This window comes from Paenibacillus sp. FSL R5-0519, assembly GCF_037974275.1.
Lineage (GTDB): Bacteria > Bacillota > Bacilli > Paenibacillales > Paenibacillaceae > Paenibacillus.
In genome coordinates, this window is sequence record NZ_CP150234.1 from 4,950,539 (window position 1) to 4,976,922 (window position 26,384).

The following is a 26,384-nucleotide window of genomic DNA, read 5'->3' on the forward strand; positions in this document are numbered from 1 at the left end:
ATCGAAAAGGGAATCAAAAAAATCCGGGAATAACAGCGATCGGAAGATGGTACTGCAATCGGAGTGAACTCATGTAAAATTGGTCTCAGTTCATCTTGCATGAACAATAAAAAATCCCTAATCCTTACGTCCAGGATCAGGGATGACGTCTCGCATATGGCGATCTGTACATGTTCAACCAAGGGTTGTCCATGCGCATAGAATAGCCCGAAACGCTGTCCTTTCCTCGAAGGAACACCGGTTTGTACGTCCAGGGCAGGTAACCTGACTTACAGGAATCATCCTGTTTTACAGTGGCGGGACCGTGCCGGATTTGCACCGACTTCCCCATTTCACCCTTGTGTGTTTCACGACTCGTACTAATCTGCCATGAAAACAGCCTTCACACGCGGGACCCTTGGTCGCTGATATGGTATAACATTGTCATGTAAATTCTGCATGTTATATACGCATTAGCCTTCACAGCCTGCACCGTATCTGTATCCATGCTGAAGTCACACTTCTGTTGTGATTATAGGGTATATTGTACATCCTTACAACCCGATTGGTGGAAAAGTCACTCTGCTGCCAGACCATTGATTCCCCTGTCGATCAAGCTGGACCTGAATCGCCTGTCCCGGTACGACATGTGTATCCCAGAACCCAAGCCCGGCAATCAGACGGGACAAGGCATATCGGATGACACCACCATGCGTAACCACAACTATGGTAGGTTCCCGTCCCTCATCAACGTGCATTGAAGAGCACCTCTCCAACAACATCTCTTGGAGAAATGAATCCATTCGCTCCGTAAACCCCTGCCACGATTCCCCATCAGGCGGAGTGACCTTCTGCGGCGCATCAATCCAGTTTCGGTACTCTGGGTTATCCTTGAGCTGCTCATATGTTAGCCCTTCCCACTGTCCAAAATCAATTTCCCGCAGACGCTGATCGAACTTCACCTTTCCGCCGGCATCAGGAAGCATCTGTTCCAGCGTCTGTCGGCAGCGCAGCAGATCACTACAATATACCTCGTGCCACGAAACACCGCTCAATTGTTCATGAAGCGGAGCCAGTTCTTCTTTGGCATCTGGCAGCAGACCGATGTCGGTATGCCCCAGGTATCTTTTTTCCACATTCCATAGCGTTGTCCCGTGACGGACCCACAGAATGTTTCGTTTCATTGAAGCCGGTTGATCCGTATGTACGTCCTTGCCTGCATTCCCCTCATTCAGGGCCATAACAGCATCCCTCCTGCCAGCCACACACCCAGCGATATTAACACGCAAAGTACAACAAAAGCCCCTGCGGACCAGAACATCAGGCGTGATGTTCGCACAATATCCTCGGCTTCCATCGGCCGTGTAGCCTCGCCCATGTAGGCACGAAACGAAGCAACTCCGTGATACACGTTATGTCCGCCAAGTCGGATGCCCAGTGCTCCAGCCACTGCTGATTCGGGAAACCCGCTATTCGGACTTGGATGCAGTCTTGCATCCCGATCGACCATCCGTGCTGCTCCTTTGGCATCAAATTTCATGACCCAGGCACCCACGATTAACAGAATTGCGGTGAGCCGGGCAGGTATCCAGTTCGCCACATCATCCAGACGGGCCGAGGCCCAGCCAAGATGCAGATACTTGTCATTTTTATATCCGACCATGGAATCCAGTGTGTTGACGGCACGATAAGCCATGGCTAGCGGAGCGCCTCCAATAAGCGCATAGAATAACGGGGATACAATGGCATCCACAATATTTTCAGCAACCGTCTCTACCGTTCCCCGCACAACCTCCGGTTCATCCAGATGCGCCGTATCACGTCCTACAATCATGCTCAGTGAACGTCTGGCCGCCGGCCAATCCTGCTGCTTCAGATGACGATACACTTCCATACCTGCATCCTTCAGCCCTTTTGAAGCAATGGTCGTTGCGATGAGCACCACTTCAGCTGCCGCCGCAATGACAGGATGAATCAATCCAAGCACATATACAAGTCCCCAAGTGATGGCAAAAGAAGCCCCCGCAACCACAAGCGGGAACAACAGCCCTGCTCTCTTCAGCCCCGAATCTGTGTTCACATGCGAGCGAATGACACGCTCCAACGCCGAGATGCCTTTTCCCATGCCAATCACCGGGTGGGGAATCCAGCGCGGATCACCGATACATCGGTCCAACAGGTACGCCAGTATAATAATCCAGGCTCCAGCCATGCCTGTCCAGAACGGCCAGGTCCATAGATGCTCTATCTCAAAAGTCATTTGTGCCTGATCCTCTCTTTCCATAACAGTCCGGCCTGAAGGCTCTCCGTCACCGTGTCGTATACCAATCTGCCAATCGCCGCCCCCGCCGTAGTCGCCGTCCCGGCATAAGTAATCATCGGTTGTGGTTCCTCCACTGCCTGACGTACTGCAAACACAATGGCATCAGTTGTGGTGCCGGTGGCGGGCAACCCGTTCTCTGAATCCAAAACACCTGCATCCGCCAGCGCTGCCGCTTTGGCTTCCACCGCCGTCTGCACCGCATTCACCATCGCCCCGGTGGTCATGCGTCCATTCAACCAGAGCATGATGTTAATTGTACCCGGGACATAGGGCTGCATCGTTAGATTCCGTGCTGAAGGAGCAGAGTGGTCCCTGCCGGAAGCCATCGTCTTATTTCCTGCCGCATCAAATACCGTTCTCTCCGACCCCGCGCGTGCTGCATTCGATACCCCCGCAGTGGTGCAGCACAGAAGACCAAATTCATCACTTGTAAATTCCTGAATGGAGGTATGCTCCAGCCTTACCGCTGTCAGCAATCCGGCACATTGATCCTCTGACTCACGCCATTCATGCAGTGCTTGTTCGATATCACGCGGCGGATCATCACAGCGGTAATGCCTGTCCACATAGATGTTAAATATGCGATCCAGTTCTAGCATCCCACCGCCATATACCGCACTCGACAACGCTTGGGCAGCCCTTGGGCTCTGTGCTTTGATATGTCGTTCATATGCAGATATGTTTAGTCCCGGCCAGGAAGAGGCTGCATATTCATTCTCATCTGTTTTTCCATTCGCAAAGTAGTTATAAAACGGGAGTGTCACTGCCGCTTCCCTCCCTGTTCCTGCTCCGAACCTTTCGCCTGCTCCAACTGACTTGATTCATGAATGGAGGTCTGATCAGCATTCGGATCTCCCTTGCTTTCCAGCACGCTGCCCAGCACTTCGAGCAAAGTAGCATTGGCGTCTGCATCCTTGACCGCGAAACGTACATGGCCTTCGTCAAGCCCCGGATACATCGCACAGCTGCGAATCAAGATCCCCCTTTGGCCCAGCGCCTCCTGCATGGATGCTGCTGTCCAAGGCGCTGGAACACGTGCCAAAATAAAGTTCGCTTCTCCTGGTGTCACCGCACATCCATACGCCTGCAGTCCAGCGATGAGATGTTCCCGTTCACGCGTGATCTGTGATAGGGTCTCCTGTTCGTACCGTTCTCCACTGCGCAGACAGGCTTCACCTGCCATAAGCGCCAGACCGTTGACACTCCAGGTCACCTGTTTCTTCGTCATTGCCTGGATGTATTCCGCACGGCCCAAAGCATATCCGAGACGCAAGCCCGGAATGGCATAAAACTTCGTCATCGAACGAATGATGATCACATTGGGATAGTCGCTCAGATGTGCTGCCAGGGACTGGCGCCGGGCTACCGGGATAAAATCCATAAATGCCTCATCAATGACGAGGACAGTTCCCGTTTTTTCCGCTTTGCGGGCAAGCCTTTGCAATACCTCAAGCGGATATTGTACACCGTTCGGATTGTTGGGCTGACCGAGGAAGAGCAGGTCTACCTTTTCCATGAGCTGTTCGATGTCCTCGGGTTCCGCTCGCCACGCCAGCTCTTCTCTTCCCTCTGTATGCACAACCTCGGCACCGAATTGTTCTGCCAACGCCCGATACTCCGAGAATCCCGGTTCCACTGTACCCACCTTGCGCGGGGCAAGCCCCAGCAGAATGAGCGCCATACTTTCGGCTGCACCATTGCCCACGGAAATCTGCTCCTGCATCACACCAAGACGCTCGCTCAGCAGTGCTTTGAATCTACGATGCCCCGGATCGGGGTACCGAATCACGGACTGCAACCCTTGCTGTATAGACTCCAGCACTTCTCTGGGCGGACCGAGCGGATTAATGTTGGCACTGAAATCCAGAAATTCAGTGGCTTCCCTCCCAAATCGTGACGCAGCCGTCTCCACGTCCCCGCCATGTCCGAACACTTCGATATAACCGGTCATTCTTCCGTCATCCTTTCTGTATGTCCTTTTTATTATGGATGGCACGGGAGGTGTGGGTCAATCCTGTTTTCTTTGTGTCCCAACCATAATTCGTTTACAATAGAAGAGGAATTTCGGTTCCGTTTGATATCCAAGGTTCACTACATAAGGGACTAGCAATCCCTCACATACATTAATGGAGGAATGACCATGCTGTTTGTAGACAACCAGGGCATTACAGATCCTTCTGTAAACCTTGCCATTGAGGAGTACATTCTGAAGCATCTGCCGATGGAGGATGACAGCTATCTGCTGTTCTACATCAACCGTCCGTCGATCATCATCGGAAAGCACCAAAATACAATTGAAGAAATTAATATCGAGTACGTTCAGGATAACGGCGTGCAGGTGGTTCGTCGTCTTTCGGGCGGCGGAGCGGTATATCACGATCTGGGCAACCTGAATTTCAGTTTTATTACAGCGGATGACGGTCAATCCTTCCACAATTTCCGCAAGTTTACCCAGCCTGTCGTTGAGGCTTTGCACGAGCTTGGTGTAAATGCCGAGTTGACCGGGCGTAATGATCTGCAAGTGGGCGAAAAGAAAATTTCGGGCAACGCTCAGTTTTCCACACGTGGGCGCATGTTCAGTCATGGAACCTTGATGTTTGATCTGAATCTGGAGCATGTTCAGGCTTCCCTGAACGTCAATCCCGAGAAATTCAAATCCAAGAGCACCAAGTCCGTGCGCAGCCGGGTCGCCAACATACGGGATCTGATTGACACCAACCTGACGATCGAGCAGTTCCGTGATGAGCTTTTGCGTCACATTTTCAGAATGGAGCCACAAGACGTCCCTCAATACAAGCTGACTGACAAGGACTGGGACAAAATAAAGGAAATCTCTGCTGAGCGTTATAACAACTGGGACTGGAACTATGGCTTGTCTCCGGAAAGCAATGTGAAGCACACTCGCAAATTCCCTGTCGGCATCATCGATCTGCGCATGAACATCAAGGATGGACGCATCGAAGATATCAAAATCTTCGGCGACTTCTTCGGTGTAGGCGATGTAGCGGATATCGAGGATATGCTGCGCGGCAAGCGTTATGAGGAATCCGAGGTGCGTACTGCACTTGAGGGGCTGGATGTAAAACACTACTTCGGCAACCTTGAGCTGGAAGACTTTATCGGCCTTGTTTTTCTGGAAGAGTAGGATTTAGATGTAGGTATAGTTTTAGAACGAAGTCTAAGATTACACGTTAACGGAGAAGACAGAATTCATCGGGAGAAGCGAAGCATTCGCTTAAAGCTTTTTGAAAAAAAGCTACATCGGAAGCATACGCTTATCAACGGATTTCCCCTTGGGGAATGGAATCAAAAATCCGGGGATAACAGCGATCGAAAGATGAATCTGTATTCGGAGTGGCTTCGTGTAAAACTAATTTTTTCGTTCGTCAGTATAGATACAGATAAAAAAGGAGAGAAACACACAGATGAGCTACAAATTAATCGCAATCGACATTGATGACACACTGATCAACGACAACAAGGAAGTAACCCCTGCCACACAGACTGCACTGGAACAAGCGGTTGCCCATGGTGTAACGGTAACACTGGCGACTGGACGTGCTTATGCTTCCGCACAAGCGCTTGCTCGTCAAACCGGACTTAACGTGCCCATCATTACGTATCAAGGTGCTTTGGTGAAAAACCTGCTGGACGAAAAAGTACTTTATGAACGTTACGTTCCACAGGAAGCTTCCCGCAAATTGTATGATTACTGCCTGGAGAACAATCTCCACCTTCAAACATACATTGACGACAAGCTGTATGCCCGTGAGGAAAACGACAAGCTGCGTGATTACGCCAAATTAAATGGCACCCAATATTATATCGAATCTGATTTCATCAAAGTCATCGAACAAAAAACACCGAAACTGCTTATTATCGATGAGCCGGACTACTTGGATAAGGTTGCCGTTGACCTGCGTGAATTGCTCGGACCTCAAGTGCATATCACCAAGTCCAAACCTTACTTCCTGGAGATCATGCACAATGAAGGAACCAAAGGCCACGCCCTTACTTTCCTGGCAGACCACTTTGGTCACCAGCTCAGCGAGTGTATTGCCATCGGCGACTCCTGGAACGACCATGAGATGCTCGAAGTTGCCGGTCTTGGTGTAGCGATGGGGAATGCCATCCCCGCTCTTAAAGAGCTGGCTGATTACATTACGGCGAGCAATAACGAAGACGGCGTAAAAGAGGTTATTGAGAAGTTTGTGCTGAACGCAGAGTAAGCATTTCAGAAAAGCGCATTTTGCATAATGTGTTATGTCAGAAAACAAAACAAAAAGCCCTCCACAGCGATATCTCGCTTGTGCAGGGCTTTTATTATAAGTATGTATCCATTTTCTAAAAACTCATTTTTTATTGGCCATTTTCTCTAGTGCTCTAACAGCACGCTCTCGTTGTTCCCTCTTCTCAGCCCGGTAGTGACTTGCATCTTCTCCAGCACTGCTAAAGAATCCCCAGAGCATCCCAATCATACTACCCACCATACTTGGAACCGCCTGATTCACCCAATAAAAATCCATATCGAACTTAATACTTAGAAACAAAAGTCCACCCCAGATGATAAAATAGCCATAGAAAGCTAGATAACGATGACTAAATGCAAAAAAGAGATACACTAAAAAAGCAACAAAACCTAAAATAATTGAAATCACATGAAATTCATCTTCCACAATAATGCAGCTCCCTAATGACAGTCTGGTTGTTTTGCATAGATTGAACTTAATTAATCTTTTCTCCCACATGCTAAGTTAAAATACTTCGTCGGGTATAAGTTTCTCCTCTCTACATTGTTAAGCGCATCCCATACTATATCATATCCAGCTTCTTCTTATAACCTATATTTAATTCGTCTCAACAAAAAACTCCCGTTTACGACATCTTACGATGAAGTAACGCGAGAGTTTTAGTTTCTTTCATTCCAGTGGTAATACGTAGCCCTACTTCACCACGGGTTTAGAGGTTTGAACTACCGAATTGGAACGGCTTTTTTTCCAAATCCAACCCATCACCTTCTCATTCATCGCCAGCAGACCCGAAACGACCAGCACCACACCGATCCACGTAACCCAGCTGACATGCTCACCATAGACAACAGCGCCAAGCCCAACGGCGATGGGGGGTGAGATGTATAACCAGGTTGCCGGGAATAACGGATTGGTACGCGACATAATCCAGTAGAACAGACTATGCCCCACCATCGAGCCGATGACCGTCAGATAGATCACCGACGAGACAGCAGGCACCCAGTCCAGAACAGACATATTCCACGATTCCGTTCCAGCAGAGAGCAGAGTTAGCAGCAATCCCCCGTACATCATCTGCACCGCATTAATGGCTACAGGACTAGCCTCCTTGAACTGATGAATGACCTTTTTGGAGTACAATGCGCCTGCAGAATAACAGACTTCCCCCACCAATACCGCAATACAGCCCCACATGAACAGGGAACCTGCACCAAGCGATACACCTGGCAGCACAACCAGAACCACACCGGTGAACCCGATTAGGCAGCCCACCATCATACGAGCAGATGTTTTTTGCCGTAACAGCGCCGTCTGCATCAGCATAATCATCAGTGGCCCTGTCGCTGACAAAATGGCACCCACACCCGAGCTCACATGCTGTTCAGCCCAATATAATGTGGCAAAGGTGCCGAAGGTCAGACCCGCTCCCGTCAACAACATCTCCTTGCGGAACAGTAGGGACCAGCTCACTTTGCCCTTCATCCACATCCATGCAAACATCAGCGCTCCCGCGATTACAAAACGCAGTCCGGCTGACAGAAAAGGCGGCATGCCAGCCTCCACTCCAATTTTGATAGCCAGAAACGTTGTACCGAAAATAAGACACATGACCGTAAATGCAATACCCACCATGAATACCACTCCTTTATCTGTTCTTCATCATATCTCATGGTCTACAGAACAGAATGAACAAAACAGAACAGTTATCGCCTATTAGCTGTTACAATAGAGTTCAAAAGGAGTGTGAGCCGGATGGGCAAAACCTTGATGATGACAGATAACAGTCTGAAATTATATGAGCAAGTCATCCATTATCTCGTTGTGCGTATTGAAGCGGGAGAGTGGGCTGAACATGAAAAACTGCCATCTGTACGAAGCCTGTCCGAGCTGCTCGGCGTACATCGGCTGACCGTTTTCAAAGCCTATCAGGAGTTAAAGGAGCGCGGGAATGTTTATGTGAAAGACAAGTCCGGCTATTATGTCAGCCCGGCAACTCCATTCTCAGTAACCGATCAGGCTGATGATCCCGCCGTGTCTGCTTGGCTGCACTGGGACTCCCTCGCACGTGTACAATCGCTCGAAGCCGAATTCCAGTTTTCCAAATCATTGATTGATCCCGCCCTGCTTCCCAATCGGTATTGGGGAGAACTGATGCGTGATCTGCTGGATCAATATCCACGTCTGCTCGGAACGTACTCCACGATTCAGGGAGATCTGGAGTTGCGCAGTGCGATGGCAAGCCATCTGACAACCAAGGAACGCTTCTACCTCTCCGCAGACGAGGTGTTAATTACATCGGGTGCCCAGCAAGCGATTGACGTCATCTCGCGGACGCTGGTCAAGCCCGGGGATCGGGTCCTGATGGAACGGCCTACGTATGGACCGGCAATGGAAATTTTCCGCAAACAAGGTGCCCGGCTCATCTTCACCGACATTCATCCCGAGGGTTATGATCTGGAGCAGATCGAACATCTGATGAAGAGTGAAAAGCCACGCCTCTTTTATATGACACCGACCTTTCAGAATCCAACCGGCATGAATGTTCCAGTAGAACAGCGCAAACACTTACCCGAACTTGCAGAACAGTATGGATGTTTCCTGCTCGAGGACGACAGCACCTATGATATCTATTTTAAGGAGAAACCTCCTGCACCCATTTTCACCTATGACACCACCGGACACACCTTGTACATTCGCAGTTATAGCAAGTATGTTGCACCCGGGCTGCGGATTGCAGCCATCATATGCCGTCAGCGTTTCATGCCAGGCCTACAGGCCGTAAAATCACTGACAGATAACGGATCGCCTCTCCTGAATCAGAAGCTTTTTCTCCGTTATTTTCAGTCAGAACGTATGCATCAGCATCTGTCCAAGCTGCGGACCGCCATCCAGCTGCGTATGGAAGTGATGGAACAATATCTCCTGGAAACGGACTGGAAGTGGACCCGACCCGAGGGCGGACTCAACTTTTGGGTGGAGCTTCCGAAGGGCGTGGATACCGGAAGACTGCTTCACCGATGCATGGAACAATCCGTTGCCTTTGTACCCGGAACCGTATTCGATTCTTCGGATCATTCAGCCAGTCGCAAGCTGCGTTTGTCCTTCTCTTATGCACATGAGCAGCAGATTCGGGAAGGCATGAACAGGCTTATTACGCTGGCTAAAAGTATATAAGTGCGTGTTCAGTCCGCTTTTCAGTACCAAGAAGATGGGATAAAGCTATTCTTTTAAATACAACCTCAGTTAACACGAAGAGTCGCCATGTGGCGACTCTTATAGCGATTTCCCCTGTGTTCTACAAGTCCTTCCTGGAAAATAGGCGAACTGTAACAACATAAGATACAAAGAGCAATAACAAGATGCCCATTGAAATTAAAATTATTAATGGCACACCAATCCTGCCTTTCTCGTTCACTATATTCAAGAGCACAGCAACTGGTTGCGCAAGGATGATGAGAGAGGTCATGAATACTGCATTGATAATGGCAGCTCCCTTCTTGCTAAGTGAATAAAACAGAGGCATATAGATTGAAACCAGAACAAACACTATGCCTACTGCAAACAGAATATCGACTATAGAGTAGTTCGGCTTATTCAGCTCAGAATAATTCAATTTCACGAGCCAGTGAATCCCATATGAAGCAAGAACTCCAAAAAACGTATATAAGATAGCGGAAAGGTACTTTGCTTTCACAATCTGCTTGCGACTAATCGGAAGTGTGACCAGAAAATTATGATTATGGTTTCTGATATCAATCATAGTTGCAAGGATGACCGAACCAAATGCGGTATAGATTCCTACAAAATACATCGACATTTCACTCTGCGGTATAAATGCAAGACTGAATACAACCAGATATAATGCAATGATCCAAAGTGAACTTTTTAGTACAATGAAATCTTTACGAAGTAGGTTAAGCATATTTGCGTCCTCCCTTCGCCGTGAAATAAATGAGGTCTTCCAGCGTAGGTCTTTGTAAGAGGGCAAGCCTGCCAAATAACTGTTCGGCCTCTGCCTTATGATCAGACAATGCTTCAAAACCAACGGCTGTCTCACGTATTCCAATGAAATGTTTGCGAATGTCGGAATCAAGCAGATCCGTATCCCCTTTTACAATCGTATATCTTTCCAACACATCATCTTTGGCTTCATTGAACACCAGTTTTCCTTGATGAATAAACGTAATGTAGTCTGCAATACGTTCCAGATCGGTCGTAATATGCGTAGAGAAAATAATGGACCTTGTCTCGTCCTGTATCATATCCGCAAGAAGGTCAAGCAGTTCCCGCCTAAATACAGGATCAAGCCCGGATGTTGGTTCATCCATAATCAGCAGATCTGCTTCATGTGACAAAGCTACGGCAAGAGAAAATTTTATCTTCATGCCTTTGGAAAGATCCTGGATCTTCTTTTTGGGAGACAGTTCGAACTGATCCAGATAGCCATTAAACGCTTTATCGTCCCATTTAGTGTAGAAAGGAGCGATCATTTGTGTCATTTCACGGATTGTTAGATGCTCATAGTAAAAACATTCATCAGACACAATGCCAAGGCGTTGCTTGATGGTAACTTCATGATTGGACATCTCGCTGCCCAATGTTCGGACACTTCCCTTATCGGGACCAATCAGCCCCGTGATCATTTTGATAATTGTACTCTTTCCCGCCCCATTGGGGCCAATGAGTCCTGTGATATATCCTTTTTTGACATCCAGAGACACATTATCCACTTTAAATAAGGGATACGTTTTGGTTACATTACGTAATTCGATGGCGTTCATCATGCTTACTCCTCCTCATACAACAATGTAAAGTGTTGGATTACATCCTGTGCACTCATGCCCAGTTTTTTGCTTTCCCCAATTACTTCGAGCATTTTCTCTTCTAATTGTTTCATCCGTCGCTCCCGAATAAAGTCCTGATTTACTCCAGATACGAAGCTACCTTTTCCTACAACTGAATCGATCAGCTTCTCCTTCTCCAGCTCTTCATAGACACGTTTAGTTGTAATAACACTGACTTGCAGATCCTTGGCGAGCTGCCTAATGGAAGGAAGACTATCTCCAGCAACCAATTCTCCGCTCAGGATGCTCTGTCTGATCTGAGTTAAAATCTGCATATAGATCGGATCGCTCGATGCGTTCGATATTAAAATGTTAATCTTCCCTCACCTCATTGATGTTGAATAGTTTTCGGTAGGTATAGTGTATATATATAATATATACACTATACCTACCGATGGTCAATCTTTTTTCACATTATTCTCAATTCTGATTCGATCCATAGACATGGGATGGCAAATCTGGACGACAAAAAAGAGGACGTCAGTTTCCTGTTCGTCCTCTTGGTTAATCAAGCCCGAAAGGTCACATGACCCTTCAGGCTACTGTTATGAGCTGGATATGACTTTATCCACCAATCCATATTCGACTGCTTCAGCAGCGGTCAGGAAATAGTCTCGATCTGAGTCCTTCTCAATCCGCTCAATCGACTGTCCTGTATGATCGGCTAACAGCTTGTTAAGACGTTGACGATGTTGAATGATGCGGTTAGCATGAATCAGCATATCCGACGCCTGCCCTCGCGTACCGCCATGTGGCTGATGGATCATGATCTCACTGTTGGGCAACGCCATACGCTTACCTTTTGTTCCACCCACCAACAATATCGTACCAAAACTTGCCGCCATACCTGTACAGATCGTGGAGATATCCGGCTTCACGAATTGCATCGTGTCATAGATCGAAAATCCCGCGGTCACCGACCCACCAGGGCTGTTAATGTACATCTGAATATCTTTCTCCGGATCCTCGGCGGTCAAAAATAACAGCTGAGCCACAATGGCATTTGCCATCTGATCTTCAATCTCCCCGGAAACCATAATAATTCGGTCTTTGAGCAAACGTGAATAAATATCATAACTCCGCTCACCACGAGCGCTCTGTTCCACTACATAGGGTACTACATTCATGTGTGTCGCCTCCTTGGTTTAGGCAACCATGTTGACCGTGTACCCACCTCCATACGACATCGCATTCGTTCCGGAAGCGGCGTACCCGTACATCACTGGCTGCATGGATGGAGACGGCAGAGTCTGCTGCAAAATGCTGCCGGCCACAGCCATCGGATCATCGGTCCGATTCAGGCACAGATCAATGATGCGCGCGGTATCTCCCGAGCGGAATGCCAGCAGATAGCTGCGCAGCTCCTGCTGATTGTCCTCCATTGCGCCCTCTTCATACTTCAATTCAGCGTCCGATTGTTCCAACCTGTGCCTCACCTCAGCTATGGCTGAACGGGCACGACTTAATGCTGCTTTCACAGCGCCTTCTGTCGTCTCCAGCATATCCGCAGTCTCTGCCGCCTTATAACCCATTAATTCACGTAAAACATATATCACTCGCTGCCAGGGTGGTAATTCGCTAATTAATAACTGAACAGCAGATTCTAGCTCTTCAAAATGCTCTTCCTCTGCGAACTCTCGCATAACAGGCTTCAAGCCATCCAATATGGAATGCAATCTCTGTTGCTTCCGAAGCATATCAATCCAGCTGTTGCGAGCAATTCGGATCAGATAAGCCTCCCAGTTCATCTCTTTCGTCGTCTCGGAAGATTGCACCGCCGTGGACGACAATACTTTGAGACAGGTATCCTGAACCAAGTCCTCGGTCTCGGGTACAGATCTGGTCAGGGATAAACAATACGCATATAAAGGACCCATCAGGTCGGTTAAGACGGCATGAATGTCCTGGTTAACTAGATGTCGGGCGATATCACCGGATTCAAGATCAGGTTTATTTTTTAGTTCATCCTCTTGTGGTCTGTTCATGCGGCAATTCACGGACTTCACAAAGGCCATATTGGGGGCCCCCCTTTGCTGGTTCCTGATTATTGTGACTCACACTATGTAAACGAAGAACCTCCTCCAAAGGATACGCTCTTCTAAAATCATTTTTTCCCTGCTCCCATTTTTAAGTTCAAAGGGTTCCAAGCGGCACTTTCATCCCGGTAAGAGCAATCGTAATGCCTTGATCCAGATTATAATTCTGGCGTACATCAACGTCATGAGACATATGTGTAAAATAGGTATGACCCGGTTTCAGTTCCCGCAGCAGCTCCTGTGCCTCGCGCATATCGTACACGGAACGTGTGGAGAATTCCGCATGTTCATGTACAAAGCTCGTTCCAAGCACCAGCATATCCAATCCGTGTAGCGGCTCTTTCTCGGATGGCTTCAGGTCAATGGCATCTGAACAGTACGCCCAGCTATACCCACCTCGATCCAATCGATATGCGTACGAATATCCGTTATGTCCATGGCATACTTTCCAGGAATGCACCTTCCAGCCGCCAAGTTCAATATCATCATCCGTTTCCAGAAAGTCCATATGACGACCCAACCAAGGAAACTGTCCCTGAATGGTGGATATCACTTCACGTGGTGCATACAAACGTCCCTTTACACCCAACCAGCGGCACGCATCTGCCCATTCTGGCAATCCTCCAATATGGTCAAAATGGGCATGCGTGATGAGTAGCGTATGCACCATACGTAATCCCTGATCCTCCATCTGTGATCTCCAGTCCGGCCCGCAGTCGATCATGAATTGTTCACTTGCACCATCGCCATCATAGTCAATCAGAACGGAAGAACGTTTCCGTTTATTCTCTCCCGTAAGCCTCGCCTCTGTACATACTTCGCAATCGCAATACACACGTGGAACGCCCATCGCATCGCCAGTGCCCAGAAATGTTAGCTGATTCAATCTGCATTCCCCCCTGAATTCAAGATATGTAAATTGTAATCGTGCACCTCTGTTTTTGCAAAAAAAAAGACCATCCCGCTGCAGTTCTCACTGCAATTCGGGACAGTCCGTGGTCTGACTGTTCACCGTCAGACTTCATCTCCATGCTTCGCTTCATTCGGGAGCGTTCAACTCATATGAATTCAATGCTCGAACTACACCAGTGCCCGCAGCTTCAATGTCAATTCCTTACCCGCAGGTACATCCTTCGACTCCGTAATCACCCAGTTCGACGCAAGTCGCTTCGCCAGCACCTCTGCCTGCTCCGGTTTCAACTGTAATCCGGTTACTATACCTTCACCCACCGTGAAGTCTTTCTCCGGCTGCACCTTAAAGGCCTTTTCCAACCAAATTCCGAGCCCACCACGCGTGTTAAATGTAATCCGGTAGCCTTCTTTCACAGCTGTCTCCAGATTTTCACCGTGCTCGTCCGCATACGAGAAAAATTCATTATATCGGTATTCCTCTTCAGACACTGCGTCAAAAGCGGAAACGTCTTTGGCTTGAATGGCTTTTAGAATATCTTCCTCGGACATCCCCTTACCGCGGGCCTGCTCCAGTCGAATCGCTGTACTTTGGGATAATTTAATCTCTGAACTCATCCAATTCACGCCTTCCTACTAGTACTATGTAACAATCATGATTCAGTATACCTCTATTATATCCTATTGGCAGTAAAAAACCTTCATCTCTACTTCCATTGAAATGAAGGTTTAGTATCCACATGTTCGGTTACCTTTTCGATTGCTTCAGCAATACTCATATCATATTCCTGCGAGCACTTGATACCATACGCCGCGTTTGGAATACAGCGTACTGCGGACCTCGTCCCATCCACCCAGATAGTTAATATCAAATAGTCCTTCAGGCGTTGGGAATGTGGACTCGGTCTGTGCAAATACATCCGGATCTACTGAACGAAAACCATGCTTGGCAAAAATGCGCTGTGCTTCTGGTGTACGCAGATATGCGACAAAAGCTTCTGCCAGTTCACGATTCCCATGTTTGTCGGCATACTTATTCACCACAACTGCCGGGTTCTCAATGAGGATCGTATTTTTCGGAATAACGATGTCGTAATCTACACCTTTGGCGATCCGGGCAAGCAATTCATTTTCATATGTGACGATTACATCACCCACCCCATATTCGAATGCAGCCATCGAAGAACGCCCACTCTTGTCCAATGACTCAACGTTACGATGTACCTGTTCGAGAAAAGCTTTGGCTTCGGCAGGATCTTTCTTTCCCTCTTGCTCCTCCGACAGCTTCAATCCGGCACCGTAAATGGCATTAATGTCCCATTGTGCGCCCCCGGATGTCTTTGGATTAGGGTAAAGTACCTTCACTCCCGGCTTGGTTAAATCCTGAAAATCATGAATTCCAAGCGGGTTGCCAGCTCTGGTGCCCAGAACAACAATCGAACGGGTGATCATGCCCTCATGAGGGGTCTGTTTCCAATCGGGGCTAACCAGATCGGCTTTGACCAGCTTGTCGATATCACTCTCCATCGCGAGCAAGGCCACATCCGCCTCGAATCCACCCACGATGGCTCTTGCCTGTGTACCCGAAGCTTCATAGGACTCCTGGAAGTTAATCGTCTGTCCGGTCTTTGCCTTCCACTCTTCCTGGAACTTGGGCAGCAACTCGCCTACAGCGTCTTTTGCTACACTATAAGCACCGATCACTAGCGTATTGGATGAATCGGCACCAGCGGGCTCATTCTGTTCGCTTGACTCCTCCTGCTTGCTGCATCCAGCGGTCATGCAGACGAGCAAAAGCATGAGGGCAACATATAAAAGCATGACTTTCTTCTTCCTCGTCTGCATGGGCAGCCCCCTTCTTCCACTTGATCTAAATCATCACCGGCATCGGATCTTCCTTCAGTCGGTTCTCAACCACCCAACTGTTGGAGTCATTGAACAGGTATGCACGGTGTACAAGGACGCGAATTTGTTGACCAATCTCCAATGTCGTTTTCTCCAGGGAACGATAGGTGATTAACTTGTGCCCCTTTACGTCCACCTCTACCATCCATTCACTGCCGCGGAAATGAAGATGTTTGACTGTACCTTTTTCCGTTGCTGACAACATGGTGAACTCGTTTTTCAAGCCGATCTCAATATACTCCGGTCGAATTAGCGCTTTGGTGTGTTCACCCTCGACGGCATGTTCGAATCCTTTCAACTGAGAAGCATCCTCCACAACCGTAGACTCCCCGATAAATGTAGCAACAAACGGTGTCTGCGGGTTTTTGTAGATATCCCAAGGTGTGCCCTTCTGTTCCAGACGCCCCTGGCTGATAATCATGATCTCGTCCGCCACTTCAATTGCTTCATCCTGGTCATGCGTTACAAAGATCGAAGTGATTCCCACTCGCTCGATGAGCTCCCGCAACCATGAACGCAGTTCCTGACGGATTTTTGCATCAATGGCCGCGAACGGTTCGTCCAGCAATAACAGCTGCGGCTCCGGGGCGAGTGCTCTGGCAAAAGCCACACGTTGACGCTGCCCACCAGACAACTGATGTGGATAGCGCTGTTCGAAACCTTTTAACCCGGTCAGTTCAACAAGTTCCATAACCCTATCCCGGATCTGGGCCTTCGGTGTCTTCTTGACCTTGAGTCCAAAGGCAATATTCTCAAATACTGTCATATGTTTGAACAAGGCATAGTTCTGGAATACAAATCCGATCCCACGCTCTTGTGGAGGCAGATGGTTCACGACCTTCCCATGAAAGCGTATCTCTCCGGAACCCGGATTCTCCAGACCCGCAAGCATCCGAAGAATGGACGTCTTCCCGCCTCCGCTGGGTCCAAGCAGACCGATCAGATGGCCTTTGGCAATATCGAATGAGACATCTTTTACCGCATGAAAATCACCGAAATGTTTGTTCAGATCACGGACTTCTACATGCATATCAATGCACTTCCTTTCGCTTTTTGGCCCATTCCATCATGAGCAGCAGCAGGGCGGAGAAGGTGACCAGCACCAATGCAACACCATTTGCGGCAGCCACATTAAAATTCTCAACATCCTGATACACCAGGGTTGTTGCTGTCTGCGTTTTGTTCATAATATTACCGGATACAACCAGTACTGCACCGAATTCCCCAAGTGAGCGCGCAACCGTCAAGACCAGACCATACACTACCGCCCAGCGGATCGAAGGCCATGTCACACTCCAGAACGTTCTCCAGCCGTAGGCGCCCAGTGTAGAAGCAGCCTCCTCTTGTTGAGAACCGAGTTCCTGCAGGACAGGCATAACCTCTCTGACCATCAGCGGAAAAGTAACAAATAACGTTGCGATCACCATACCAGGGAAGGCATAGACCACATTGAATCCAATCCCTTCAAAAAAAGCGCCCATAATGCTGTTAGGTCCCAACATCAATACAATCATCAAACCGCCAATGACAGGAGATACGGCATAAGGCAGATCTACAATGCTGTTCAGCAGCCCTTTTATCCGTTCACTCAACCATCCGGCACGAACCAGATACAGAGCCATCATGATGCCAAACAATGTATTTAACAGGGTGACCACCAGGACCACCAGTCCGGTCATCATCAAAGCATGTAACGCCTCAGGGCGCATCAGCCCTTTCAGGAATCCATCTGCCCCGTCTTCAAATGCACCAATAAAAATGCGTCCAAGCGGGATGATCAGCAGTATGATGAATACCGCAAACGTCAATCCGATTAAGAGTCGTCTCATCGTCTTCTCCCCCGCATCTGCACCAGATTGATCAGCCAGAGAATCAGGAAGGAGAGCGTCAGGAGCAACACGGACACAGCAGCGGCTCCCGTTGGATTATCACTTTCAATCTCCCCGTAAATAAATACGGAAGCAGTCAGTGTTCTTCCCGGAATGTTACCAGCCACCAGCACAACAGCCCCGAATTCAGCCAGTCCTCTGGAGAAAGCGAGCATCCCTCCACTGATCATGCCAGGTGCCATGGATGGCAGGATAACCTGCATGAACGTGCGAGCCTTGGATGCCCCCATTGTGTACGAGGCTTCTTCCTCAGAAGGATCGATTTCTTCCAGCAAAGGCTGCACCGCACGGATCACAAACGGAAACGTGACAAAAGTCATCGCGATAACAATTGCGGGCTGGTGAAATACAATTTCAAACCCCATGGATTCTGCCAGTTTCCCGATGGCACTGACCGGACCCAATAGCAGCATAATCATCAAACCGCCCACCGCTGTTGGCAGTGCAAACGGGAGATCAACCAGACTGTTAAGAAACGATCGGCCTACAAAGCGATACCTTGTCAGCACCCAGGCAATCATTGTGCCCAGAACCACATTAATCAGCGTAGCAATCACGGCCAACCGAATCGTCAGCAGTACGGCTTTCCACGCGATGGGGTCCATAATGCTCTGAACAAAGTTGCTCCATCCTTCAGAGAAGGAATTGACGTACACACCGATGATTGGAAGTACAATAAGTACGATAAAATATAACAATACGGTACTGCGGAATCCCCAAGTCCATCCCTTATGACGAAGAACGGTATTCATTGCTGCGTTCCCTCCCAGCCTCCGGCTTTAGCTCCGGTCGGCAGTCTTCCTGGCTTCAATACGACATTTTCCTAAGTTGGATGATATTACTTTATTATTATTCCCATTAGTCTACTTGGTTTTGCTTTTCTGATACTTTACCAGTTTGCAGTGCTAATCGTCAATGCTTTTATTGAATATAATTAGGCCAGATATAAGATCAATTAATTAAAATCGCACCTGTACACTGCGAGTCCACAACAACCTTCCGATCACCTTTATCCCCAGATTTCTTTAATCCCCTTTATTAAAGGGGAAATCCGTTGATAAAGGTGAAGCTTATGCTCCCGAAGCAGCTTTCTTACAGAAAGCTTTTAGCTTCCGCTTCTTCAGGTTATTTCTGTCCTCTCCGTTATGAGGCGATTTTCTTTTTTCACCTTACATATGTGGTTTGTTTGGTATGTAGTGGTTAAGGTACAATCGAGGGTAAGAACAGAGATGATAAGGAGTGATCTAACATGTTATATACGAAGAATATATCCACTTCCACACGAGATGAAATGAAGGATATCACACGGGACGTGAAGCAGGTTGTCCAGAGTAGCGGTGTGCAGAACGGGACGGTGCTCATCTACTGCCCACATTCAACCGCGGGTATCGCCATCAACGAGAATGCAGACCCGGATGTAAAACATGATGTCTTGTTACGTCTGGACGAAGTGTATCCTTGGGAGCATCCCAAGTACCGACATGCCGAAGGCAATACAGCCTCTCACCTCAAATCGATCACAACAGGGCCATCACAGACGGTGATTATTCACGAAGGCAGGCTGCTGCTTGGCCGCTGGCAAGGCATTTATTTTTGCGAATTCGATGGACCACGTGAGCGGGAGTACTTTCTCAAAATCATGGAAGGCTAACGTCAGTTCAATAGATGCCTACTTACTCATTCATTTTTTGCAAACACAAACAGGCGGTCCACCCTCATTTCGGGTCGGAGCCGCCTGACTTGGTCTTTGGCGCGTATTAACTTTCGCGAGATAACGTTATAAAGAATTAAAGTTATGACAAATCACCGCCCTGAAGTGTAGGGGTGCAACAATTGCGCCATTATTGGACGCCAGACTCAGGCTGCTGACCCAGATTGCGGCACAGCACTTTGACATGAGACAGCGCAGACGATTCAATCTCCTCAAACGTTAAACGGTCCTGAATGTAATAAGAAATGAATCCGTGCATAGCCAAAAATAGCGTACGCGGTACCCTTTGAATATCCTCTTCCGTACAGTTCGCTTCGTTCATATACTGCCTTATAATCGATGCAAATAATTCGAAGCAGCGTCCCTGTTCGGTACGACAATAAGACAACAGTTCCTCGTCCCTGATCATAAACATAATCTCGTATTGATAGGGATTCTCCAGACCAAAACGAATAAACTCCATCATAATGTGCTCTACCTTGCTCACATCATCACGAACCGGCCTGACCATAGCTTGCAGCAGCAAATGCCCCAGATAATTGAAATCTTCAACCACGATGGCATAGAACAGCTCTGCCTTTTCCTTAAAGTGATAATACAGCGACCCATGACTATAGCCTAGATGCTGGCCGATGCTTCGCATCGAAATGGCGCGGTATCCTTTGGTAATAAAAAGGTGCCTCGCCGCCTCCAGTATCCGCTCCCTCGACAACTCCTGTTCGACTGCTCTTCTAGCCATATATTTTATTCCCCTTCAATAAAATAAAGCCGCTGTCCCTCCGTGATCCGGGATTGCCCTTGCGTCAAATCCGTGATCCAGGCTACAAAAGCCTCGGTTTCACTATCCGGCGGAAGACAAGTCAACGTAACTTTATCGGTGAATCCAGTTTCACCTGTACGGACTTCCCGACTCCTTAACTCATTTTCCACTTTACCCAACCATGTATAATCCAGTTCAACAAACACTTCACGATGCAGCACGTTGGTAATGGCTTCTCCGGCTTCAATGGCTGCTACAGCTCCATCCGTATAAGCCCGAATTAACCCACCGGCTCCAAGCATGATTCCCCCAAAGTATCGTGTAACCACAATTGCCACATTTTTTAATTTCTGATTTTTAATTACTTCAAGAATGGGTTTCCCTGCTGTTCCGCTAGGCTCCCCGTCATCGGATTGCTTCTGGATCTCATCCCGCTCCCCAATCATGTACGCAGAGCAGTTATGAGTCGCATTCCAATGTTTTTTCTTGATATCATCAATAAAGGCAACGGCCTCTTCCTCTGTCGTGACCGGCATAATATGTCCGATAAATCGCGACTTCTTGATTACAATTTCCAGATTGCCCGGTCCTCGAACCGTGCGATAACGTTCAATCATCCCAAATCCAACTTTCTAATCTTTTCCTGAGTCCCATTTTACAAGAAAGCAGTTCCCCGCGTGAACGCGGACGAACTGCCTTGGTTATCTATATCCGGGAACCCTGCATTACACTCAACAGTCATCCCCGGATAGATTTACATTAGCTTATTTAACTATATGAGCAGACCGATGAATTATTCGGAAAGTCTCGCTTCAAGCGCTGCTTTCTCTTCTTCAAAGCCTGGTTTGCCCAGCAATGCAAACATATTTTTCTTGTACGCTTCCACGCCCGGTTGGTCAAATGGATTGACACCCAGCAGGTAGCCACTGATGCCGCATGCTTTTTCAAAGAAGTATACCAGATATCCGAAAGAATATGGAGTCATATCTGGAATGTTCACAATCAGGTTTGGTACTTGACCATCTGTATGTGCAAGCAGTGTTCCTTGGAACGCTTTTTTGTTTACAAAGTCCATGGTTTTGCCTTCAAGGAAGTTCAAACCATCCAGATCGTCCGGATCGGATTTGATCGAAATATGCTCTGCAACTTCAGTAACCTGGATAACCGTTTCGAAGATATTCCGGCTACCTTCCTGAATGAATTGACCCATGGAGTGCAAGTCTGTAGAGAAATCAACAGATGCAGGATAGATCCCTTTGTAGTCTTTACCTTCACTCTCTCCGAATAACTGTTTCCACCACTCGGACACGAAGTGCAGGGAAGGCTCATAGTTTACAAGAATCTCAGTTCCTTTGCCTTTGCGATACAATGCGTTACGAACAGCAGCATATTGATATGCTTCATTCTCAGCTACGTTCGGGTTGCTGTATTCCTTGGATGCGTCAGCCGCACCTTGCATCATTTCTTCAATGCTGATACCCGCTGCTGCGATTGGCAGCAAACCTACAGCCGTCAGAACGGAGTAACGTCCACCTACATCATCCGGGATAATGAAAGATTCATATCCTTCGGCATTCGCCAATTCTTTCAGTGCACCACGTGCTTTGTCAGTTGTAGCATAGATGCGTTTACGAGCTTCTTCTTTGCCATATTTCTCTTCCAGAGCTGCACGGAAGATACGGAAAGCAATAGCCGGCTCTGTTGTTGTACCGGATTTGGAGATGACGTTTACGGAGAAATCTTTGCCTTCAACCAGATCCAGCAAATGAGTTACATATGTGGAACTGATATTGTTTCCTGCAAAATAGATTTCAGGCGTTTTGCGTTTGTCTTTTGGCAGATTGTTATAGAAAGAATGTGTCAACATTTCAATCGCTGCACGTGCACCCAGGTAAGATCCACCAATACCGATAACAATCAGTACTTCGGAGTCGCTTTGGATTTTGGCAGCTGCTTTTTGAATGCGGGCGAACTCTTCTTTGTCATAAGCCGTTGGCAGGTCAATCCAGCCCAGATAGTCCGACCCTGTTCCTGTTCCGTTGTGGAGCTGCTCGTGAGCCAAACGAATTGGTTCTGCGAAATAATCCACTTCGTGCTGATTTACAAATTGCAATGCCGTGCTATAGTCAAATGTCACTTTTTTTGCCATGATCTCAAATACCTCCTGATTTCGGTTATAGTGCGTGTTTTCCGTATTCCATTCTAAACAACTTGCCTTAAGGATACTTCAAATCCACGGGGCTGACAAGCTTGCCGCTCGAACTTTGTCGTTCGTATTCAAGAAGCAAAAAGGGTAAACCGAATCCGCAGGTTGCGGTTCTGCTTACCCTTCTTATGTTATTCCGCCGGGTACGAGCAGACGTAGTCAGTAACGCTGCGTATCTCCAGTTTAAATTTGGATTCGGCAGGCACGTGGAACGTAGCTTGGCCTTGAATCTCTTGCCACTCTTCTTCTCCGGGAAGCAATACTTTCAGATCTCCGGACAGAATCTCCATAATTTCACGGGAATCCGTACCGAATTCATAACTGCCTGGAAGCATGATGCCCAGAGTCACTTTGCTGCCATCCCCCAAAATAACCGTTCTGCTGGTTACCTGACCTTCATAATAAATGTTGGCCTCTTTCACTACACTGACTTGATCGAATTGTGACATGCGTACCCGCTCCCCTGAAGTTAATGAAAACAAAAGGCAAAACAGATCAGGGCGATAATGAGTTACCGCCCATGTTCTGCGGAAATAACTTACTGCCATGGATCAGGAGAGCATGGTGCCCTCCGACCATAGCAGCGCTTCTGAAGCTATTACAGCAATGCTTTTACGCGGCTAACCACGTTGTCCACTGTAAAGCCATACTCTTGGATCACACGGTCGCCAGGCGCGGAAGCACCGAATGTGCTGATTCCGAGAATGTCACCTTGATCTCCAACATATTTCTCCCAGCCCATTGGATAAGCCATTTCAATTGCAAGACGAGCTTTAACATCCGGAAGAAGAACGGACTCTCTGTAAGCTTTGTCCTGTTTCTCGAACAGATCCCAGCTTGGCATGCTGATTACGCGAACTTGGATGCCTTGCTCTGCAAGTGCTGCTTGAGCTTTAACAGCCAATTGCACTTCAGAACCTGTAGCGATGATTTGTGCTACCGGTTTGCCATCTTTTGCATCAGACACAACATAAGCACCACGTTTCACGTTCTCACGTGAACCTTCAACGGTACCTTCGAGGATCGGCAGGTTTTGACGAGTGAGTACGAGTGCAACCGGATTGCTCTTGTTCTCAAGCGCGTAAGCCCAAGCAGCCGAAGTTTCATTACCGTCCGCCGGACGAATAACCGTCAGGTTAGGAATGATACGCAGGGATGCCAGTTGCTCGATCGGTTCGTGCGTAGGACCGTCTTCACCAACAGCAATACTGTCGTGAGTCAGAACATACGTTACAGGCAATCCCATCAGGGCAGCCAGACGAACAGCCGGACGAAGGTAATCGGTAAATACGAAGAACGTACCTCCGAATACTTTCACACCACTGTGCAGTGCCATACCGTTCATTGCTCCAGCCATACCGAATTCACGGATACCGAAGTAGATGTTACGGCCGGAGTAATCTTCAGGTGTGAAGTTCTCCAGGTTGTTCAAGTGAGTCATTGTGGAGCTTTCCAAGTCAGCAGATCCACCTGTCAGTTGTGGCACGTTATGTGCCAGACCGTTCAGAGCGTTACCGGATGCTACACGCGTGGAAAGCGCTTTGTCTGTTGCTGCATATTTAGGAAGATCACGGTCCCAACCTTCTGGAAGGTCGCCGTTAATCGCTGTTTCGAATTGAGCTGCCAGCTCAGGGTATGCTTTTTTGTATTCGGCAAATTTCTCGTCCCAAGCTTTATTAGCAGAGATACCACGATCTTTCACTTGTGCAAAGTGATCGCGAACTTCAGCTGGTACGTGGAAGTTTTCTTCGTAAACCCATTTGTAATACTCTTTAGTCAATTTGGCTTCGTCTGCACCCAGTGGAGATCCGTGAGTACCGCCGTGGCCGCCTTTACCTTGTTTGTTCGGGCTACCATAACCGATAACCGTTTTAACTTCGATCAGTGTAGGACGCAGTGTATCTGCTTGACCTTCCTGAATTGCTTTTTCGATTGCAGGCAGATCGTTACCATCTTCAACGCGCAGCACTTGCCAGCCATAAGCTTCAAAACGCTTCGCGATGCTTTCGGAAGAAGACAGATCCAATTTACCATCAAGTGTGATGTCATTGGAGTCGAACAACATGATCAGTTTGCCCAGGTGCAAACGTCCAGCCAGGGAAGCTGATTCATGCGATACGCCTTCCATCAAGTCACCATCACCACAGATTGCGTAAGTGTAGTGGTCAACTACGTTGAACTTATCTTTATTGTAAGTTGCGCCCAGTTGAGCTTCAGCCATCGCCATACCTACAGCCATTGCAATACCTTGACCCAGTGGGCCTGTAGTTGCATCAACACCTGCAGTATGTCCGAATTCCGGGTGACCCGGTGTTTTGCTTCCCCATTGACGGAACTGTTTCAGTTCTTCCATTGGAAGATCATATCCGCTCAGGTGCAGCAAGCTGTACAGCAACATGGAGCCGTGTCCTGCAGACAGGACAAAACGGTCCCGGTTAACCCAAGTTGGGTGGTCCGGGTTATGAGTCATCGTTTTTGCAAAAAGTTGGTACCCCATTGGAGCGGAGCCCATAGGCATACCCGGATGTCCGGAATTTGCCTTCTCAATTGCATCAATCGCCAAAGTACGTACGGTCGTAATCGACAGGTTGTCGATTGTAGTATTTTCATCCTTTTGAATCGCTTCGTTCTTGTCAGTCATGGTTTGTCCTCCTCATGTCTTTAGATAAGTCGGGTGCGCAAGCGAATCCCTCTCATCATACAAGCAAACCGAATTTCACAATAAGTGAATCCGCTTGAGTGTTTCATTTTGACTTATTCACTTTTGTATTGTATCACTTGGCGTGAAGCTTTTCCATAACCTTCTTTGAGAAGTTCATGAAAAATCGGTTGTTTGTGATGAATAATCCTTGGCCGATCAAGCAAAAATCGTACTTTAAAAGGTACTAAATTCCAAAAGCAGACTTAAGGAGCCTCACAAATCCATCGCATGAAGTATAACCTTTAACCTGAAAACCATGCATTTTTTAGATATTCATCCTCAATTCACATATAATGTTCCTGAATATGGATTCGAAAGTTGGGCTATGGTTTACTTTTCAGATGTACATACGTCAATCATAGGAGGTTGCGATCATGCCAGATCCTGCAGCTCACCCATCAACATCGGTAAAACACTCATTACCCTGGATATCCGGTATTTTAACGGGGGTTCTCTCGGGAATTATCCTGGGATTTTTCCTTAAAGTGATTCAGGCCAACACAGGTGAACAAGTGTATACCCTGCTGCTGAATATCGATTTTGTCCCTGTTCTTCCACCAACCTTGCCCGAATGGATTGAATTTTCTCTGCATCTAGTTGTGTCCGTTTTGATCGGCATCTTCTATGTGTGGTGTATACGGCGCACAGGGCATCCCATGTTCAAAGGAGTCTTACTCGGTGCCGCTTCATCCCTGCTATACATTCCACTCTCTCAATTGTCATCACGTGTGCCAGACCTGTACGATGTGTCCGCCATCCTCTACTGGATTGTTGGTCATCTGCTGTTTGGTATCGTGCTTGGCTTGTGCGGAAAGTATATTATGAATGCAAAAAAAGCGACTCCCGCTTCGTAAACGAATTGGGGTCGCCT

General features: G+C 47.8%; 27 protein-coding genes and 1 riboswitch. Of the genes, 5 read left to right on the top strand and 22 right to left on the bottom strand.

Annotated elements, in window-relative coordinates; translation table 11 throughout:
- Positions 1–236: 236 nt before the first annotated feature.
- Positions 237–355, bottom strand: a riboswitch (cobalamin riboswitch).
- A gap of 178 nt (positions 356–533) precedes the next feature.
- The 4 genes from MKY73_RS22370 to cobD are packed head-to-tail and all read right to left on the bottom strand — an operon-like array spanning position 534 to position 4,253.
- Positions 534–1,220, bottom strand: coding sequence for a histidine phosphatase family protein (locus MKY73_RS22370; protein ID WP_339303525.1), 687 nt, complete (start codon positions 1,218–1,220; stop codon positions 534–536).
- The gene (gene cbiB, locus MKY73_RS22375) at positions 1,211–2,191 is read right to left on the bottom strand and encodes an adenosylcobinamide-phosphate synthase CbiB (RefSeq protein WP_339308694.1); all 981 of its coding nucleotides are present in this window, start codon (positions 2,189–2,191) and stop codon (positions 1,211–1,213) included. The genes MKY73_RS22370 and cbiB overlap by 10 nt, the downstream gene beginning before the upstream one ends.
- A 44-nt stretch (positions 2,192–2,235) precedes the next feature.
- On the bottom strand, positions 2,236–3,066 hold the full coding sequence (locus tag MKY73_RS22380) for an adenosylcobinamide amidohydrolase (protein ID WP_339303526.1): 831 nt from the start codon (positions 3,064–3,066) through the stop codon (positions 2,236–2,238).
- Entirely contained in the window at positions 3,063–4,253 is a 1,191-nt protein-coding gene (gene cobD / locus MKY73_RS22385; RefSeq protein ID WP_339303527.1) for a threonine-phosphate decarboxylase CobD, read from the bottom strand. The genes MKY73_RS22380 and cobD overlap by 4 nt, the downstream gene beginning before the upstream one ends.
- Positions 4,254–4,442: 189 nt before the next feature.
- Here cobD and MKY73_RS22390 point away from each other — a divergent pair, with 189 nt between their 5' ends.
- The gene (locus MKY73_RS22390) at positions 4,443–5,447 is read left to right on the top strand and encodes a lipoate--protein ligase (protein WP_339303528.1); all 1,005 of its coding nucleotides are present in this window, start codon (positions 4,443–4,445) and stop codon (positions 5,445–5,447) included.
- Between the two features lie 280 nt (positions 5,448–5,727).
- Positions 5,728–6,531 (top strand): Cof-type HAD-IIB family hydrolase, encoded by an 804-nt coding sequence (locus MKY73_RS22395; protein ID WP_036610742.1) that lies wholly within the window; start codon positions 5,728–5,730, stop codon positions 6,529–6,531.
- 123 nt (positions 6,532–6,654) lie between these two features.
- On the opposite strand, the gene MKY73_RS22400 is transcribed toward MKY73_RS22395, so the two are convergent.
- On the bottom strand, positions 6,655–6,978 hold the full coding sequence (locus tag MKY73_RS22400; protein WP_339303529.1) for a hypothetical protein: 324 nt from the start codon (positions 6,976–6,978) through the stop codon (positions 6,655–6,657).
- Between the two features lie 267 nt (positions 6,979–7,245).
- Positions 7,246–8,184 (bottom strand): EamA family transporter, encoded by a 939-nt coding sequence (locus MKY73_RS22405; protein WP_339303530.1) that lies wholly within the window; start codon positions 8,182–8,184, stop codon positions 7,246–7,248.
- Between the two features lie 120 nt (positions 8,185–8,304).
- On the opposite strand from MKY73_RS22405, the gene MKY73_RS22410 reads away from it, so the two are divergent.
- Positions 8,305–9,726 carry a PLP-dependent aminotransferase family protein gene (locus MKY73_RS22410; protein WP_339303531.1) on the top strand — a complete coding sequence of 474 codons (1,422 nt, stop codon included), beginning with the start codon at positions 8,305–8,307 and terminating at the stop codon, positions 9,724–9,726.
- A 121-nt stretch (positions 9,727–9,847) separates the two neighbouring features.
- Here the strand turns inward: MKY73_RS22410 and MKY73_RS22415 are convergent, their stop codons facing one another.
- The 11 genes from MKY73_RS22415 to cysT all read right to left on the bottom strand — a co-directional run bounded on the left by MKY73_RS22415 (position 9,848) and on the right by cysT (position 18,887).
- The gene (locus MKY73_RS22415) at positions 9,848–10,474 is read right to left on the bottom strand and encodes an ABC-2 transporter permease (RefSeq protein WP_339303532.1); all 627 of its coding nucleotides are present in this window, start codon (positions 10,472–10,474) and stop codon (positions 9,848–9,850) included.
- On the bottom strand, positions 10,467–11,333 hold the full coding sequence (locus MKY73_RS22420) for an ABC transporter ATP-binding protein (RefSeq protein WP_339308696.1): 867 nt from the start codon (positions 11,331–11,333) through the stop codon (positions 10,467–10,469). Before MKY73_RS22420 ends, MKY73_RS22415 begins: the two co-directional genes overlap by 8 nt.
- A gap of 5 nt (positions 11,334–11,338) precedes the next feature.
- The gene (locus tag MKY73_RS22425; protein ID WP_339242960.1) at positions 11,339–11,713 is read right to left on the bottom strand and encodes a GntR family transcriptional regulator; all 375 of its coding nucleotides are present in this window, start codon (positions 11,711–11,713) and stop codon (positions 11,339–11,341) included.
- Positions 11,714–11,941: 228 nt separating this feature from the next.
- Positions 11,942–12,523, bottom strand: coding sequence for an ATP-dependent Clp endopeptidase proteolytic subunit ClpP (gene clpP, locus MKY73_RS22430; protein ID WP_339303533.1), 582 nt, complete (start codon positions 12,521–12,523; stop codon positions 11,942–11,944).
- A gap of 18 nt (positions 12,524–12,541) precedes the next feature.
- The gene (locus MKY73_RS22435; RefSeq protein ID WP_339303534.1) at positions 12,542–13,411 is read right to left on the bottom strand and encodes an RNA polymerase sigma factor; all 870 of its coding nucleotides are present in this window, start codon (positions 13,409–13,411) and stop codon (positions 12,542–12,544) included.
- Positions 13,412–13,529: 118 nt separating this feature from the next.
- The gene (locus tag MKY73_RS22440) at positions 13,530–14,318 is read right to left on the bottom strand and encodes an MBL fold metallo-hydrolase (protein ID WP_339303535.1); all 789 of its coding nucleotides are present in this window, start codon (positions 14,316–14,318) and stop codon (positions 13,530–13,532) included.
- 194 nt (positions 14,319–14,512) lie between these two features.
- A complete protein-coding gene (locus MKY73_RS22445; protein WP_339303536.1) occupies positions 14,513–14,959 on the bottom strand; it encodes a hypothetical protein in 447 nt (148 codons plus the stop codon).
- Between the two features lie 162 nt (positions 14,960–15,121).
- On the bottom strand, positions 15,122–16,186 hold the full coding sequence (locus MKY73_RS22450) for a sulfate ABC transporter substrate-binding protein (protein WP_339303537.1): 1,065 nt from the start codon (positions 16,184–16,186) through the stop codon (positions 15,122–15,124).
- A 25-nt stretch (positions 16,187–16,211) separates the two neighbouring features.
- Positions 16,212–17,276, bottom strand: a complete 1,065-nt coding sequence (locus MKY73_RS22455; protein ID WP_339303538.1) for an ABC transporter ATP-binding protein — start codon at positions 17,274–17,276, stop codon at positions 16,212–16,214.
- A gap of 1 nt (position 17,277) precedes the next feature.
- Positions 17,278–18,075 (bottom strand): sulfate ABC transporter permease subunit, encoded by a 798-nt coding sequence (locus MKY73_RS22460; protein WP_339303539.1) that lies wholly within the window; start codon positions 18,073–18,075, stop codon positions 17,278–17,280.
- A complete protein-coding gene (cysT, locus tag MKY73_RS22465) occupies positions 18,072–18,887 on the bottom strand; it encodes a sulfate ABC transporter permease subunit CysT (protein WP_017689978.1) in 816 nt (271 codons plus the stop codon). Before cysT ends, MKY73_RS22460 begins: the two co-directional genes overlap by 4 nt.
- 497 nt (positions 18,888–19,384) lie before the next feature.
- On the opposite strand from cysT, the gene MKY73_RS22470 reads away from it, so the two are divergent.
- Positions 19,385–19,786 carry a secondary thiamine-phosphate synthase enzyme YjbQ gene (locus tag MKY73_RS22470; protein ID WP_339303540.1) on the top strand — a complete coding sequence of 134 codons (402 nt, stop codon included), beginning with the start codon at positions 19,385–19,387 and terminating at the stop codon, positions 19,784–19,786.
- A gap of 190 nt (positions 19,787–19,976) precedes the next feature.
- Here MKY73_RS22470 and MKY73_RS22475 read toward each other — a convergent pair whose 3' ends face one another.
- The 5 genes from MKY73_RS22475 to tkt all read right to left on the bottom strand — a co-directional run bounded on the left by MKY73_RS22475 (position 19,977) and on the right by tkt (position 25,453).
- Complete coding sequence (locus tag MKY73_RS22475) at positions 19,977–20,585, bottom strand: TetR/AcrR family transcriptional regulator (protein WP_339240417.1); 609 nt, start codon at positions 20,583–20,585, stop codon at positions 19,977–19,979.
- Between the two features lie 5 nt (positions 20,586–20,590).
- Positions 20,591–21,223, bottom strand: a complete 633-nt coding sequence (locus tag MKY73_RS22480) for a YigZ family protein (protein ID WP_253431918.1) — start codon at positions 21,221–21,223, stop codon at positions 20,591–20,593.
- Positions 21,224–21,399: 176 nt separating this feature from the next.
- Positions 21,400–22,755 (bottom strand): glucose-6-phosphate isomerase, encoded by a 1,356-nt coding sequence (locus tag MKY73_RS22485; RefSeq protein ID WP_017689982.1) that lies wholly within the window; start codon positions 22,753–22,755, stop codon positions 21,400–21,402.
- Between the two features lie 188 nt (positions 22,756–22,943).
- Positions 22,944–23,261 (bottom strand): pyrimidine/purine nucleoside phosphorylase, encoded by a 318-nt coding sequence (locus MKY73_RS22490; RefSeq protein ID WP_105408176.1) that lies wholly within the window; start codon positions 23,259–23,261, stop codon positions 22,944–22,946.
- Positions 23,262–23,410: 149 nt separating this feature from the next.
- Complete coding sequence (gene tkt / locus MKY73_RS22495; RefSeq protein ID WP_339240415.1) at positions 23,411–25,453, bottom strand: transketolase; 2,043 nt, start codon at positions 25,451–25,453, stop codon at positions 23,411–23,413.
- Positions 25,454–25,887: 434 nt separating this feature from the next.
- On the opposite strand from tkt, the gene MKY73_RS22500 reads away from it, so the two are divergent.
- Entirely contained in the window at positions 25,888–26,367 is a 480-nt protein-coding gene (locus MKY73_RS22500) for a hypothetical protein (RefSeq protein WP_339303541.1), read from the top strand.
- Positions 26,368–26,384 lie beyond the last annotated feature (17 nt).